This is a genomic window from uncultured Pelagimonas sp., from assembly GCF_947498515.1.
Lineage (GTDB): Bacteria > Pseudomonadota > Alphaproteobacteria > Rhodobacterales > Rhodobacteraceae > Pelagimonas.
Map to the genome: position 1 here is coordinate 204,978 of NZ_CANMKO010000002.1, position 15,713 is coordinate 220,690.

Genomic DNA, 15,713 nt, shown 5'->3' on the forward strand with positions numbered 1-15,713 from the left:
CATGGGTGGAATGACATGGACTGGCTGAATGCAGTTGTTCAAGGAACCTTGCTTGGCGGGCTATACGCCCTTTTTGCCGCCGGGTTGTCGCTGATCTTTGGGGTCATGCGACTGGTCAATATTGGGCATGGCGACTTTATCGTTTTGGCGGCCTATCTGGGTCTGACCGTCACCACCGCAACCGGACTGCATCCGCTTTTGGCGTTGATTGTTGTGGTGCCGACCATGGGTGTGATTGGCTATGTCTTGCAGCGCGGGTTGTTAAACCAAACGCTGGGCGACGACCTATTGCCGCCTTTGTTGGTGACTTTCGGGTTAAGCGTCATTCTTCAAAATGGCCTGCTTGAGGTCTATTCCGCCGATCCGCAAAAAATGGAGGCCGGCGCGCTTGAAACCGCAAGCTTTGCCGTGGGTGGATTGAACCTTGGCGTATTGCCAGTTTTGACCTTTGCGGTGGCCGTTGCGGTGATCTGGGGTCTGCAATGGACCTTTTATCACACGGCTCTGGGCCGGGCGTTCCGCGCCGTTTCCGACAACCAAGACATCGCACAGCTGATGGGGTTGAACCGGCGTCACATCTTTGGCGTTGCCATGGCGCTGGCGCTTGGCGTGACGGCAATTGCCGGAATTCTGCTGGGAATCCGCACCAGCTTTGACCCTTCGATTGGCGGTGGCCGTCTGATCTTTGGCTTTGAGGCGGTGATCATCGGCGGGCTTGGCAATCTCTGGGGCACTTTGGCCGGTGGCGTAATCCTTGGGGTGGCGCAAACCGTCGGGGCCAAGATTGATCCGGGCTGGCAAATCCTATCCGGTCACCTGGCCTTTCTCTTCATCCTTGCCATCCGTCCCAACGGTCTCTTCCCGAGGATTTCAGCATGACCTTGCAGGATTATCACGTTACGAGATCCTCGAATGCGGCCCGTGTCGCGGCCATTCTAGGCGCAGTTGCCCTTATCATTCTTGTCGCCGCGCCTTGGTGGGCGGGCCGTGCCGATATGCGACTAATGGGGGAGCTGTTTCTTTATCTCGCTCTGGCGAGCCTGTGGAACCTGATGGCGGGCTATGCCGGGCTGGTATCGGTGGGTCAGCAGGCCTTTGTCGGCTTTGGCGGCTATATGTTGTTTGCGCTGACCATGTTTGCCGGGCTGCACCCGATTGCCGCGATCGTCTGCGCCGGGGTGCTTGGGGCTTTGGTCTCGATCCCCGTGGCGGTTCTGATCTTTCGCCTACGCGGAGCCTATTTCGCCATTGGCACGTGGGTCATCGCCGAGGTGTTCCGCCTTGGGTTTGCGCAAATCTCCGCCCTCGGTGGCGGGTCGGGCTCATCGCTGCCCGTGGCCATCGTCAAATCCTTGGCCTCGAAACGCGCCATGCGTGAATCGCTGAGCTATTGGCTCGCACTTGGGGCCGCCGTCATTGTTGTCACCGCCGTCTATCTGTTCCTGCGCTCCCGCAAAGGGCTGGCCTTGACCGCGATCCGCGACAATGAACTCGCAGCAGGTAGCCTTGGCATCGACATCTGGCGCACCAAGTTTGTTGTCTACGTGGTCACGTCGGCCCTAACGGCGATGATCGGCGCGCTCATCTTTTTGCAAAAACTGCGGATATCACCGGATGCGGCGTTCAGCGTCAACGATTGGACCGCCTTCGTGATCTTTATCGTGGTCATCGGTGGCATCGGCACAATCGAGGGGCCGATCATCGGCACGCTGGTGTTCTTTGCCCTGCGCGAAACCCTTGCTGATCTTGGCACGATTTACCTGATCGTTTTGGGCGTGGTGGCCATTGTGATGATGCTCAAGGCTCCCAAAGGCATTTGGGGCCTGATCCGCAGACGCTATGACCTGCAACTTTTCCCGCTGGGCTATCGCGTCATCGCCCCCGGCAAATCCGACAAATCCTAAGGAGCACGCCCAATGGCACGCCAGAAAAAGACCATCATCACCTGCGCCATCACCGGGGCCATCCATACGCCCACCATGTCGGATGCACTGCCCTATACCTATGACGACATCGCCACCCAGGCAATGGAGGCCGCCGAGGCCGGGGCCTCGATCCTGCATCTGCATGCGCGCGACAATGAAACCGGGGCACCCTCGGTCGATATCAAGGATTTTGCCCCCTTCTTGCCCCGGATCAAACAGGCGACGGATGCGGTGGTGAATATCTCGACCGGCGGGTCCCTAACCCTGTCGATTCAAGACCGGATCAACCCAGCCAAGACCTTTAGCCCCGAGATGTGCTCGATGAATATGGGCTCAATGAACTTTTCTTTTCACCCGCTGGCGAACCGCTACAAAGACGATGATTGGAAGTTCGACTGGGAAAAGGATTATGTCGCAAATTCCGATGGCAACATCTTTCGCAACACCTTTCGCGAAATCAAAGAAGCCGCCGAAACGCTTGCCCCGCATGACATCAAATTCGAACATGAATGTTACGATGTCGGGCATCTCTACAACCTGAAATTCTGCATGGACATCGGCTTGTTCAAAGCCCCGGTTTTCATCCAGTTCATCTTTGGCATTCTCGGAGGCATCGGCCCCGAGATCGACAACCTCGTCTTTATGAAACAAACCGCTGATCGTCTGTTTGGCGATGACTATCGTTGGTCGGTTCTGGGGGCTGGCGGATCACAAATGTCGCTAGGCACAACCGCCACGCAAATGGGCGGCAATGTCCGCGTCGGGTTAGAGGATAGCCTGTTCATCTCACGCGGAAAACTGGCCGAAAGCAACGCCAGCCAAGTCGCAAAAATTCGCCGTATTGTCGAAGATCTTGGCTGTGAAGTGGCCACGCCCGATGAAGCACGTGAGCTGCTTGACTTAAAGGGCGGTGATCGGGTGGCCTTCTGATCTCCTATGCACCCAAAAACACTTTTGGGCGGCTCGCGAGACCGACAACAACACATAAACGGCACACTCCGGGCTCTCTCAACTTATCAGAAACCGTCAGCCTATCCATCGTGCAGAGCTGAAAAGAAACCTTTGCGAACCAAAGCCCTGAAACGACCGAACTAAGTGGCAAGACACCGCCTTCCACAATCAGATACAAAAACGCCGCCAGACTAAGTCCGGCGGCGTTTCTTTGCTTTTGAAGCTAGGCCGCGATGGCCAGCTACTTTTTTTAGCGTCCCAAAGACCACCAACCGCGCCGTTTTGGCTTGGCTTCTTGGCTGGCATCCCCAGCCGGAGATGCAGGCTCGGCCACAGGTGCGGTTTCCGCAGCTGGCTCTGCCGGAGCCTCAGAAGCAGCAGCTTCGGGCTGTGCTTCTACAGAGGTCTCACCGTCTTTTGCGGCGTCTTGCGCCACAGGTTCCGATGCACTCACGACCGACGCAATCACATCCGACGCTTTGCGCCGCGTACGAGCGCGTTTGGGCTTGGCATCGGTAGTGTCCACGACATCCGCCTGAGGGGCTTCTGGTGTCGGCGCGACCTCGGGTTCAACTGCCACTGGCTCTTTTGCCGGGGCATCGGCTTGTGCTTCTGGAGCCTCTGCAACTACCTCGGCTTTCGCGTCGGATGTGTCCGCCGTAGCATCTTTTGACGCGGTTTCCGCAGGAGCATCTTCGGCAGCCTTAGCATCGGCTTCGGAAGCCGCCTCATCACCTTTGACCTCGCCCGTTTCGGTCGATTTCTTGCGTGACCGAGACCGGCGCGTGCGGCGCTTTTTAGGCTTTTCTTCCCCCTCAGAACCATCAACCGGAGCAGCCTCACCATCGGTTTTGACTTCACCCGCGTCCTGAACTTCGCCTTCTGGCTTGTCCTCAGCCGGCTTTTCCGCGTCCATCCCTTCGCCGCCCTCTTCGCGGGACTTCGATGACTTACGGCGACGACGGCGACGACGCTTCTTTGGCTGTCCGTCTTCACCGGTTTCGGTGGCCTCGGGCTTTTCGGTCCGTTCAATCACTTCGGCATCTTCAATCGCGTCGGCTTCGGCCTCTTCGTCGATCATATCCATGAGCGACGTGTCAACAGACACAACCGGGGCAGTGGCCACGGGCACAACCCGCGTGGCGACCTTGAATTTCTCCATCGAGAAATCAGGCGCAACCAGATGCGGATCACCTTCGATACGCACCGACATGCCATAGCGCGTTTCGATCTGAGCGATGTGTTCGCGTTTCTGGTTCATCAGATAGTTGGCAATCGAGACCGGGCATTTCACCAGAACCTCGCGCGAACGACGGCGCACGCCCTCTTCTTCGATCTGACGCAGCACCTGAAGCGCCATGTTGTCGTCGGACCGGATCAGACCGGTGCCGTGACAGGCGGGACAAGGCTGGGTCGTTGCCTCGATCATGCCGGGGCGCAAGCGCTGACGCGACATTTCCATCAGGCCAAAGCCGGAAATCCGGCCAACCTGAATACGCGCACGATCGGTTTTCAGCTTGTCCTTGATGCGTTTTTCGACGGCTGCGTTGTTCTTACGCTCGTCCATATCGATAAAGTCGATGACAATCAGACCGGCAAGGTCACGCAGACGCAGCTGGCGCGCCACTTCTTCGGCGGCCTCCAGGTTGGTCTTGGTCGCGGTGTCCTCGATGCTGCCTTCTTTGGTGGCACGACCCGAGTTCACGTCGATGGCAACAAGTGCTTCGGTCACGCCTATCACGATGTAACCGCCGGACTTGAGCTGCACCGTTGGGTTGAACATTCCACCCAAATAGCTTTCGACCTGATAACGCGCGAACAAAGGCATCGCTTCGTTATAATTTTTCACGTTTTTGGCGTGGGACGGCATGATCATTTTCATGAAGTCCTTGGCAATGCGGTAACCGCGCTCGCCCTCGACAAACACTTCGTCAATCTCACGATTATAAAGGTCGCGGATCGAGCGTTTGATCAGATCGCCTTCTTCGTAGATTTTCGCCGGCGCGGTCGATTTCAGCGTTAGCTCGCGGATTTGTTCCCACAGGCGTTGCAAGTATTCGTAATCGCGCTTGATCTCGGTCTTGGTGCGTTTAGCACCGGCGGTGCGAATGATCAGGCCCGCGCCCTTGGGCACGTCAATCTCATTGGCAATGGATTTCAGCTTGGAACGGTCCGCCGCATTGGTGATCTTGCGGCTGATGCCACCACCGCGCGCGGTGTTGGGCATCAAGACACAGTAGCGACCCGCCAGCGACAGGTATGTCGTCAGGGCCGCGCCCTTGTTGCCGCGTTCCTCTTTGACAACCTGCACCAGCAAGATTTGGCGCACTTTGATCACTTCTTGGATCTTGTAGCGACGCGGGCGCGGTTTGCGACGCGGACGAATTTCTTCTTCCGTGTCATCATCAGCAACCGATTCAATCGACGCGTCTCGATCCGAAGCCTTGGCTTTGGCCTTGGGCTTGTCGTCCTCATCGCCTGTCGCAGCGGCTGCATCGGGCGTTTCGGCGGCGTCTTTTCTCTCGTCCTCAGCCTTTGCGTCAGCCTTTGGCGCAACAGCGGCATCGGCGGCTTGCTCGGACACCTCTGGTTCGGCAGGCTTTTCTACCGCATCCTCGACAGGTGTGTCCTCAACAAGAGTGTCAGAGACCTCTGGCTGTGCAGTCTGTCCCTCGGAGTCGGGGGCTTGTTCGGCCTCTGGTGCGGCTTCTGTGTCAACCACAACGTCGTCGGTCTGAGCCTCAGCTTCGGTTGGCGCGACAGCCTCAGCAGTATCAGCAATCGGGGCGTCTTCAACTGGATCAGCCGACACGTCCGAAGCAGCCTCTGCAGCCTCGCCCGTGTCTGCCACTGTTTCAGGAGACGTTTCCGCCACAGGTTCGTCTGCCGCCGGAGTGTCATTCACCTCCGATGGATCGGCGCTTACGATGACCGGTTTATCATCTGAATCCGCCGCAATCGGACGTTTAGGAGTATCTGCCTCATCAGAGGTTTCTGCCTCTGCGGGCTGATCCACAGCGGCCACTACCGTGTCGTCAACGGGTGAAACCTCGGCTACGGCCTCTTGTGTCGGCTCTTCGGCAACCGGAGCTTCGACTTCGGCGACAACAGGTGTTTCCGTAACCTCTTCAACTGCCACGGCTTCTGGTTCAGCTTCTTCCGCAGGCGCGGCCTCAGAAACTTCTTCAGACTCGACACCTTCAACGGAATCGATTGGCTCGGCCACAGGGACCTCGTGAACCGTTTCCATCGGAGACAGGCCTTCGCCCGGCTCCCCCGCTTCGGTATCATCGCCATCATCAAGATCGATGGTTTCCATGCCGCTGATTTCACGCGGTGCGTCCGACGATTTTGGCGCAGCAGGCTGCTCCGCCGCAGCCTCGGGCGCAGGAATAGCGACCGGCTCATCCTTGGCTTCATCGGGTTTGGTGTCCGACGTCTTGGGCTTGCGACGCGAGCGTGACCGCGAGCGTTTGGGCTTTTCGCGTTCTTCATCCTCTTCCGCCGCCGCAGCGGCCAAAGCGGCCTCTTCTTCCATCAAAGCCTGGCGATCCGCGACAGGAATCTGATAGTAATCGGGGTGAATCTCCGAAAACGCCAGGAAACCATGTCGGTTTCCACCATAATCCACAAAGGCCGCTTGCAGCGAGGGTTCAACCCGCGTGACCTTTGCCAGATAGATATTGCCAGCTAGCTGGCGCTTGTTTTCTGATTCAAAATCGAATTCCTCGACCTTGTTTCCGTCCACCACCACAACGCGTGTCTCTTCCGCGTGGGTGGCATCGATAAGCATTTTCTTAGCCATGTTTTCCGTGTGCACGCGGCCGATCCCCTGTTTGACAAGGAGTGTTCCGCCGGGGGTATCCCCGCGGTCACCCCTGGCGGTGCAGAGGTTCGGTAGGCGTGGCTTGTAAGGGCGAGCATAGGCGCGCGGGCATGGCGGTGCGATGTCGCCCCGTCTCGATGCCTCATATATGTCGCGCGCTTCATCGCGTTTCTTCTCCGACGCTCGGCCCTCCTGATACAGGAGGCGGCGCCCATTCAAGGCCCGTCGCTTTTGGCGGTCCGGGCACAGTTCATTGGCCTTACGGCCCAATCGGTCTGCTTTGGGGGTCAGCGACATGCTGATCAGGGTCCAAAACAGCGAAACTCTCTGGCGGTCTGCGTGGCACACGCGCCTATCATGCAACATAAAGGTAGGTCTGTGGAAAAGACAATGGGCAAAATCACGTCATAGCAGGCTCAAACGCCGATTTGATCGCGGATGGTACGACTGGGTGCATAAAATCTTTTGCAAAAAGATTTGCAAATTCCATACATGGAATTTTTCACCCAGCCATCAAAGACACCACCACCCAAACCAGCTTTGCAAAAAACGCGCCAGAACGCAAAACGCACCGCTCACCCCTCGTTTTCGAGCGAAAAGCCTTCAGCCAACGAGAGCAGCGATCCTTTGGCAGAAACGCTCAAACTGCAATGACCACCAACAGCCCTTTCACGACATTCGTGCGAAGCCCGGTTTTGAGCCGCTGCAATCGCAAAAAACTGGGTGGATTTGCCGAAACCGGGCATATAGTGCTCGTCCAAACATCAAGGAGAAACTGCGCTGGCATAGAAGAACAGTGAAGCGCAGAAAGCGAGCTCTTCAGAGTAACACAAGCATTCTCTAAACTCTGAGCACCCTGTCAAAACGCGTCTGGATTAAACATTTAAATTTTACCATTCAGTTTCGATAGAATGCTTTCAACTTCTCTTTTGTATTTCTCATATGGCTCATGTTTTCTAAGGTAGGGACTCAAATAGGAAAGTGCTCAAGGACATGATTGAGAGAAGAGATTGAAACCCGATTTTTGAAACATGAGGCATGGGTTCAAGGTAGTGCTCAGCCAGCTTTCTTTAAGCTTCCTTTGACCAAGAAGAGTGCGAGACAACCTCATAAGCCAAACCCAAGTCGTTACCACCTGCAGGCAAATTATGAACAAGCCAGCTAGCGGAATCCATACTAGACATTTCTCATATTTTTTTTGAGAATTTCCCTTGTCTCGTCCCTCATTTCTTTCACTTCTCAAAACGGAATGAGCTTGTCAATCGGAAGCCCTGATTGCGATGCTAGACTGTTAGGAGGAGTGTAATGTCCAAAGGCAGCCCAAAGCCGACGTCAAAACAAACCCACCGCAAAAGACGCTCTCAAGGCTACTTAGAGTTCGGAATTTTGTTTTCTCACTTCTGCCAAAATTGAGGCCAACGCTAAAAAGATCAGACTAACCGCGATGATCGATACGTTGGAATCTAGATTTCTATCTGCCCCTGCGTATCGCCGCACGGCTTCAGCATCAGCGAACAGTTTGATCGCAGCATTGAACATGGCGATCACGATGCCAAACCATCCAAGAATTCTCAAAATCAGTACCACAATCAATTTCTCCTCAAAGTTTTCTAAACATGGACCTCCGGGCATTTCTCGCAACCGAAAGGCTGCAGCCAGCCTATTCTGTTGAAAAACTCACCTTCCGATAAAACGCAGCCAGAATTTAGAACAAGTGTTTTGTGAGCGCGCCACTGGCAGACAGAATTCTCAGAAAGACCCACCGACGGGACAGTGTTCCTCTGATGCGCATGCTACTGGCCAAACTCCGGGTTTTTCAACAGAATGAGCCCTCAGCGGACCTTGGATCAAGCTGTCCACTCTGAGGCGCAGTCTCCTGAAAGCAAACGATTATCAATCCTGCAGAAATTCAATGGCTCAGATGGCAGTCACGTGGACTTTTCCTGCAGCGCGCCACAAAGTTGAACTGTAGCAAAACCTCGGGTACCCCTCATTTTCAATGGGGATCGGCTCTAGAGCTAACGCGGCCATTTTCAGGTTCGTGGCGGGTGTTATGCCGCCAATGCCCATGTTGGGTCGTTCATTGTGTAAGTCCACAGCCATTGTTCACCGACAACCGTTCCAACCAGTCTGCATTTGTCTCGTTCTCATCACTCAGCACTGGACTGCAACGATAACACGTCTCGCTGATCTTAAATGCTCGGCTGGCCAGCGCGATGCTGATCCCGTGATCTGTGACCGCATTCATGGCCACCTCCCGCCTCCGTCCCTCACGGGACATTGCAGGGCAATGCCCTGGCGGGCAGTGGACGGCCTTAGCGCTTTTTCGAGCGCCTGCTCAGGTTCTCTCGGACCAATGGCGGACAAAAGCTCGCTCTCAGACATCAAAGACGCATCCATACCGCCAAACGTCGCCCGCCATTTAAAGAAACTCGCGCTGCTCATCCCATGCTCTCGGCACAGTTTAGAAACTGGCACACCGCCCTCTGCTTGCTTCAGGATCGCCATGATCTGCGCGTCGCTGTATCATCCGTTCTTCATTCCAAACCTCCTCAGATATCGTGCCGAGAAAATTCTACTTTTGAACACCACTAATTTCGGCGGGATTACCCCACAACCTAGATAAGCCCAACGCCCTCTTAGCTTTATCCGCCTTTGGCCCCCAGAACCCTGACGACAAACGCGGTTACAAGGCAATGCAAACAGGTTTTATCTCCCCCAGGGGCAGAGTGCTTCGACCTGTTGGCGACCAAGTTTATTCAATGTTTTTATGTTATCGATATAAATCTTCTCGGGGTCCGAAACATGAGCGAGGACTTTGGTCATCTGATCTTGACGCAGAAGATGTATGGTTGGATAGGGCGAGCGATTGGTAAAGTGGCTAAGATCGTCCGCGTCCACTCCCTCAAATTGATATTGGGGATGGAAGGATGCTAATTGCACGTGCTCTGTTAGCTCTGCTTGATCCAATAGCTGCTCAAACCATTCGAGCAAGTCGAGGTAATCACCGAAATCACCTAGACCTTTGGTAAACATAAGCAAACTAGTGGCAATGTCATTTTCGTTGGTCCCGAGCAGGCGCTGTAACTCAGCCACGAAGAACAGCTTTAGTTGTGCATCGTCGGTTGCATCACAGACAGCATAAAAGACTTGGTCTCGGGCTATAACGCTAGAGGAAAATGGGCATAGATTTAGTCCCACTACCATTTCTTCAAGCCATCGACGGGTGTTATTGACCACGTCTTGATGAGCTATTGATAGCGTCTTTGGGTCAAACTTATTGATACGATAAATCCTTTCTTGTTTGACTAACTCTGAGCCTGTTCTGCTCATATTTTCATTTTTTTCAGAAGCCAAAACCATCGTCTCGGCGCAAACACAACCGCCTATTGTGTCATACCATCCCCCGCCATTGGCAAGCAGTCCTTAGCGGTCTTCTGACACTACCCCTAAATGCTGCGGTCGCAAGGTCGCACTCAGCTCGGCGTTTTGCTGTTCGAACAACTCGCTCAGGGGCTCTATCAAAAGACTATAAACAGTATTGGCAAGCAAGAGTCCGACGTCCTTTCGCAACTGCATTGCAGGCAAGTCTTAGAACTTGCCTGAATTACCCCACGCCTCGCGGGGGCTGATCTCTTCTTCGTTCATCCAATGTTCGATGATTTTACCATCCGCGACACGGTAGAGATCGAAGACGGCAATATCCTTGCCTTGCGCATGGCGCTTGCCATAAGTCACCACAAAGTCGCCCTGACCCATGAGGTGAAAAAGCATTTCGTACGACCCTGATTCATCAGATGAAACCCATTTGGCAAGACCTGCCCGGCCAGCACCGATCGTAAATGCGTGTTGGATGATTTCGTCGGACACAAAGTCTGGGATTTTGCTGATCTCGCCTTCCTGAAGCACTTGTTTTGTATACTCAAGAACCAAGGCTTTGCTGGCGTCTGTGTTAGCTGTCTTATCGACATCACGCGCGCCTGACACCATATCCTCACCAGAAGCACTGTCCTTTGTGTAGGCCATAATTGTGTCCCAGTGCTCTAAGATCAGCCCATCGGGATCGGTGTAAAACATGTCCATCGTGACCCACTGTGCCGCGCCGTCGTTCAGCGATTGGTAAGCGCTACAAAAAACCCACGGGCCGTCTTCGAAAATGCGAATGATCTCAATTTCGCGCTTTGGGTTGCGTTCTACGAACGGTTCGAAAAAAGCCAAGAAACCTTCGGCACCGTTTCCTACACCTGTCGAATGCTGGGTATAGCGATGTCCTGTGTACTTTTGCACGGCCTCGCGCGCATGTCCGCCTGCGATCCCTTCAAGGTAAATCGCCGCTACGTTATCCATTCCCTGCCCCATATTCGCCGTCCTATTGGTTTGTGATCAAAGTGAATTCAGGCTTGCGCCACATAAAGAAGGTGGCGAAAGCCGTGACTATTGACAGGCTGGGCTTGCTTTTGAGCAGCCAAAAGTGACAGAAATTCCGCACCTGAAGGGATCGCTAGCTGCGAATGCCACAGCAGTAATTTAGCAAGCCCACCTTCTCCAATGCGTCCGTTCAGCCGCCCTACGATAGCACCGGTTTTACTCTTCGGGCCAGATTTCCGCCCAATCCTGGGCCATATCGGCAAAATGCCAACCTAGGCCGGGTCCTTCGTCAAGGCCGCGGTTCAAGACACCGATGTGCCCCTCGCGGTCATAGGCCCATTCCCGATCTGCATCCGTATGATGGACCAATAGGCCAAAGGACGGGCCTTCGCCGGATGTGGTCCATTCCAACATCTGAAAATCGCCGTCAGAGTTGCCGCCAGCGAAAATTGGCCGCTTGCCGATATGGTGGTTGATGGCGACTGGCTTGCCGGCTTTGTCGTCGTTAAAAAAGAGATCGGGCTTTTTCATCAGCACGGGTGCGCCATCGCCGACGACATATTCCGAGACAAGCGAAGAGCCAATGACCTGATTAACAGGGATGTTATAGGCATCCTCTGACAAAACTCGGATGAAATCGATACCGCCACCAGAGACGATGTAGGTCGCAAAATCCTCGTCGCGCAGGTAACTCAGCAATTCCAGCATCGGTTGATAGATCATCTCAGTATAGGGCCTGCCCGTTGTCGGGTGGGACGCCTCGTCGAGCCATTGGGCAACTGAGGATTTGAAATCAGCAACGCTCATACCGGTATGCGCCGCGGCCAGCACTTCAAGCAGCCCCTCTTTACCACTCGCCAAGAGCGCTCCGATGTCACCGGCGGCTGCGGCCTTTAGGGCGTCCGAGGTCAGCTCGGATGCATCCATTTTCTTGACCTGGTCGATCGCAAACAGGATCTGAAAATAACCCGGCTGTTCGGTCCAGAGCGTCCCGTCATTGTCAAAGACTGCGATCCGGTCGTCCGGCGTGACATATTTTTTTGACTCCGGATCAGTCACCGCATCGACGAACGCAATAATGGCGGATTTTGTCTCACCGGAATTCCACGACGGCAGTGGGTCGGCGGCCAAGGACGTCGCCATTACGGTTGCGATAATAGCAGTCATGGTTGTGGTACTGGTTTGAAAAATCATCTCGTTAACTTTCTGTAAGGTCGGCGGCAAGTTTTAGTGCCGTCCATGGCTTTGTTACACAAATCGGGGGCTGAACGCATTTCCCCTTTCCCGAACGGGCTTATCCTACAGGCTCTGTGACAGGTATGCCAAACGCGGAGTAGCGATTGAGCACAGCGACACGGATCTGATTTTCCGCAACGTGCCATTCGAAGTCCCGCGCCAACGCGGACGTACACGATACGTGTAACATCTCGCGCATCAAAGGTATTGTGAGGGCGGGCAGAAACGTCGATGTTGCAACCATGGCAACTGAAACAGAGTTTTCCTTCGAAGCGCTAACCGGTTCGGCACAACGGCATATTCGGGTGTTCCAGCTGCACCAGTTTCTTGACCGTTTTGCGATGGGTTTGACGGTTGCTGTTGTTGCTCTTGCGTTAACTGACCGGGGTATGGACCTCTTTCAAATCTCGCTTCTCTTCGGGGTCTACTCGCTCACGACGATGGCGATGGAGCTGCCGTTTGGTGGCCTCGCCGACAGTATTGGTCGCAAGCCTGTCTTTTTGACGGCGGTCGTCGCCAGCTTGGTGTCACTCGCTCTCTTTCTCTCAACCAGCGATTTCCACGTTCTCGCTCTTTCATTTGCATTCATCGGTTTTGGGCGCGCGCTGCGATCAGGCACGCTTGATGCTTGGTTTGTCGAAACGTTCAAGGCCCTAGCGCCGAATGTGGATGTCCAGCCCGCTCTGGCCAAAGCACAATGGGCTAACGCCGTAGGGTTGGCCATTGGTGCCATTCTCGGGGGGATTCTGCCTGATCTATTGGGCGAGGTCGCAAAAAGCCTCGGGGTCGGCATCTATGATGTGTCCTATGTGGCAAGCTTCATAGTCATGTTAGGTGTGTTTATCTTTACGATGTTCGCCATTATCGAAACACCGCGCCCCTTGAACGCCGCGGCTCTCATTCACGGCCTTGCCAATGTCCCAGTCGTGATCAAGGACGCGAGCCTTTTGGTTCTCAAACATCCCACTCTGTCGGTATTGCTAGCGGCGTTGGCGCTCTTTTTGATGGCAACAAATCCGGTCGAAGTGATCTGGCCGACCCATGCAAAACCCATGTTGGACGAGCGTTACGCAAACACCGTCATCGGTGTTGTCACTGCGACGTATTTCTTCTCCATAGCTTTTGGCGCGTCTCTGTCTCCGCACATCAGCCGGATGTTTAAGCGGCGTCACGCCATAACGCTGACTGCGAGTTTCGCTTGCTTGGCAACCGTTCAGATCGCATTGGCGCTGCAAAGCAGTATCATCGGCTTTGCGACTGTATTCGTTCTGTATTCTGTAATCCTTGGTGTTAGTGAAACGCCAGCCAGCAGCATTCTGCATCGCTGTGTAGACGACCATCATCGGTCGACCATGCTCTCTCTGAGGTCGCTGATACAACAGCTGGGGGCCGCATTGGGTCTTGTTCTGGCCGGAACTATCGCTGAAATCTACTCTACGCCTATCGCGTGGATTGTCGGTGCGGTGTTTCTATTCATTGCGGTGATACTGATCTTGGTGTTGGTCAGACGACTGGCCGAATAAGCTGGCAACTGAGATTTAGGCACTGCGCAGCGTCGGGTGCATTTGCGCTCTTTTACAGACTTCGGAGGAGGTGACGCACCGCGTGGTATTGTGTCTGGGGCAACGCCTGGTTGTCGTTGTGGGAGGGCTTGGCGGATCGGAGGATCAGTCATGGAAACACCAAACTTACCTACCATTCGCGCACGTCGTCCTGCCTGGAACAAAGGTCGCATTGTCGGTCAGAAACGGCCACTAAAACCAAAACACGTCTGGGCGATCAGAGTTCGGCTGGAACTGGCTGAAAACCATCGCGATCTCGCATTATTCAACATGGCTATCGACAGCAAGCTTCGTGGTTGTGATCTGGTAAAGATGAAAGTCGTGGACGTTATGGCATCCGGTCAGATCAAGGAACGGACCTCTGTATTACAGAGCAAAACGCAAAAACCAGTGCGCTTTGAGATTTCTGAAGGGACGCGCGATTCCGTTGAAAAATGGATGAAGGATGAGCTGATGGTCGGCTCAGAATACCTTTGGCCAGGAAGATTTCATGAGCGCCTTCATATCTCAACCCGACAATATGCGCGGATCGTGCGAGATTGGGTGACGTCAATCGGCTTGGAGGCCAGCGCGTACGGCACACATTCGATGCGCCGAACCAAGGTCACCCAGATTTATAAGAAAACGGGGAACCTACGAGCGGTACAACTCCTGCTAGGTCACACCAAAATGGACAGCACCGTTAGGTATCTGGGTGTCGAGATAGAGGACGCTTTGGCCATTGCGGAGGCCATCGAGATCTAACGACTTTGGGCCGTCGTCGAGGACGGCCCAGAGCTGCCGTTCATCTCCCTTCAGTCTTGACGCACCGCGGTCCGTCAGAACGAACGTTCGCTGCAAATGCGAAACGGACACGCCCGTGCTGTTGGGATCTTCGTCTAGATGATTGATACCTTGGTCTGGTGCTGGCACTAGTGTGGGAAGCAAAGTACTCGCTATGATTGAACAGGAGATAAAGTAATGGGTGAAGCTAAGAGACGCATGAATGGTGATAAAAACCAATTTGATCGGCTGAATAAGGAACTAACTGATTTAGGCGTAAAGACTGACCAGTTTGGTTTTTGCGACGAACGCGAATTCTTGGCCGCTGAGCGTAGTAACCCGACCATATTGGAGACATACGCTAAGTGGGTTATGCTCCGCCCTCGCGATGCAAATTACGACGCCCATGTTAACAGGATCGTGCCCAAGCTAGCTCAACTTGTGGCAGCGGTCTTAGAAGAGGACGAACTTGAGGGATCATGTGAGATGGCCTGTTCACTACTAACCAAAAGTCTTGATCGTCTCGGTGTGTGGTCTGTCGGCATAGTCGGCAGTTCGACATTTGAAGTCAAAGGCAAGAACATTTGGCGAGGCTTGCACACTGTTGATCGCCCAGATTTTCCCGGCGCGAGGCTTGGGCACACATGGGTTTGCGCACCACCATTCATCGTTGTTGATGCGTCTATCAAAAGACAGCGATGGAGCGGTGACGCAATCTATCCCTATGTTCCGTCGATCATTCTCGATAATCACGGTCAAAAAACGAAACCAACGCCTAAGGATGTTATTAGCTCCGAAATTCGAGGTGAAATGATGATGGTGCACGGCACCATCCCAGACGGTGTAATTTATCAACGGGAACCAAACCTTAAGAAGTTCAGTGAAACCTTTCCAGCGACCGAAGTCATGGTTGATGAACTAACAGCAAGGTATATTCCGACTGCCGCTAGCTTGGCGGATGGAACGCTAGAAGAAATAAACGGCGGGGGCGACAAAGGGCGTATTGGTCGAGAAATCTGGAACGACGTGATCATGCCAGCCTTCAACGTAAAACAATAGTCCTAGCCATTGGGGTGTAATAGT

12 protein-coding genes and 2 pseudogenes are annotated in these 15,713 nt (G+C 54.1%); 7 read left to right on the plus strand and 7 right to left on the minus strand.

What is annotated here, in order from left to right; all coding sequences use genetic code 11:
• The first annotated feature begins 15 nt into the window (after positions 1–15).
• The 3 genes from Q1A43_RS04445 to Q1A43_RS04455 are packed head-to-tail and all read left to right on the plus strand — an operon-like array spanning position 16 to position 2,855.
• Positions 16–879: a branched-chain amino acid ABC transporter permease gene (locus tag Q1A43_RS04445; protein ID WP_299932992.1), complete on the plus strand. Its 864-nt coding sequence runs from the start codon at positions 16–18 to the stop codon at positions 877–879.
• Positions 876–1,904 (plus strand): branched-chain amino acid ABC transporter permease, encoded by a 1,029-nt coding sequence (locus Q1A43_RS04450; protein ID WP_299932995.1) that lies wholly within the window; start codon positions 876–878, stop codon positions 1,902–1,904. Before Q1A43_RS04445 ends, Q1A43_RS04450 begins: the two co-directional genes overlap by 4 nt.
• Positions 1,905–1,916: 12 nt before the next feature.
• On the plus strand, positions 1,917–2,855 hold the full coding sequence (locus tag Q1A43_RS04455) for a 3-keto-5-aminohexanoate cleavage protein (RefSeq protein WP_299932997.1): 939 nt from the start codon (positions 1,917–1,919) through the stop codon (positions 2,853–2,855).
• A gap of 271 nt (positions 2,856–3,126) precedes the next feature.
• Here the strand turns inward: Q1A43_RS04455 and Q1A43_RS04460 are convergent, their stop codons facing one another.
• Positions 3,127–6,681: an Rne/Rng family ribonuclease gene (locus tag Q1A43_RS04460; RefSeq protein ID WP_299932999.1), complete on the minus strand. Its 3,555-nt coding sequence runs from the start codon at positions 6,679–6,681 to the stop codon at positions 3,127–3,129.
• A gap of 513 nt (positions 6,682–7,194) precedes the next feature.
• Here Q1A43_RS04460 and Q1A43_RS04465 point away from each other — a divergent pair.
• Positions 7,195–7,356 carry a hypothetical protein gene (locus Q1A43_RS04465; RefSeq protein WP_299933001.1) on the plus strand — a complete coding sequence of 54 codons (162 nt, stop codon included), beginning with the start codon at positions 7,195–7,197 and terminating at the stop codon, positions 7,354–7,356.
• A gap of 717 nt (positions 7,357–8,073) precedes the next feature.
• Here the strand turns inward: Q1A43_RS04465 and Q1A43_RS04470 are convergent.
• From Q1A43_RS04470 to Q1A43_RS04495, 6 genes and pseudogenes are all read right to left on the minus strand, one after another.
• Positions 8,074–8,289, minus strand: coding sequence for a hypothetical protein (locus Q1A43_RS04470; protein ID WP_299933003.1), 216 nt, complete (start codon positions 8,287–8,289; stop codon positions 8,074–8,076).
• A gap of 517 nt (positions 8,290–8,806) precedes the next feature.
• Positions 8,807–9,210 (minus strand): annotated as a pseudogene (locus Q1A43_RS04475) (transposase); the annotation flags it as partial.
• Between the two features lie 201 nt (positions 9,211–9,411).
• A complete protein-coding gene (locus Q1A43_RS04480) occupies positions 9,412–10,065 on the minus strand; it encodes a DUF1415 domain-containing protein (RefSeq protein ID WP_299933006.1) in 654 nt (217 codons plus the stop codon).
• Between the two features lie 228 nt (positions 10,066–10,293).
• Entirely contained in the window at positions 10,294–11,049 is a 756-nt protein-coding gene (locus tag Q1A43_RS04485; RefSeq protein WP_299933009.1) for a hypothetical protein, read from the minus strand.
• Positions 11,050–11,286: 237 nt separating this feature from the next.
• The gene (locus tag Q1A43_RS04490) at positions 11,287–12,237 is read right to left on the minus strand and encodes an HAD family hydrolase (protein ID WP_299933012.1); all 951 of its coding nucleotides are present in this window, start codon (positions 12,235–12,237) and stop codon (positions 11,287–11,289) included.
• A 127-nt stretch (positions 12,238–12,364) separates the two neighbouring features.
• A pseudogene (locus Q1A43_RS04495) lies at positions 12,365–12,469 on the minus strand (IS5/IS1182 family transposase); the annotation flags it as partial.
• Between the two features lie 79 nt (positions 12,470–12,548).
• On the opposite strand from Q1A43_RS04495, the gene Q1A43_RS04500 reads away from it, so the two are divergent.
• From Q1A43_RS04500 to Q1A43_RS04510, 3 genes are all read left to right on the plus strand, one after another.
• On the plus strand, positions 12,549–13,829 hold the full coding sequence (locus Q1A43_RS04500) for an MFS transporter (protein WP_299933015.1): 1,281 nt from the start codon (positions 12,549–12,551) through the stop codon (positions 13,827–13,829).
• 150 nt (positions 13,830–13,979) lie between these two features.
• Positions 13,980–14,612, plus strand: a complete 633-nt coding sequence (locus tag Q1A43_RS04505) for a tyrosine-type recombinase/integrase (RefSeq protein ID WP_299930671.1) — start codon at positions 13,980–13,982, stop codon at positions 14,610–14,612.
• A 216-nt stretch (positions 14,613–14,828) separates the two neighbouring features.
• Positions 14,829–15,689: a hypothetical protein gene (locus tag Q1A43_RS04510; protein WP_299933016.1), complete on the plus strand. Its 861-nt coding sequence runs from the start codon at positions 14,829–14,831 to the stop codon at positions 15,687–15,689.
• Positions 15,690–15,713 lie beyond the last annotated feature (24 nt).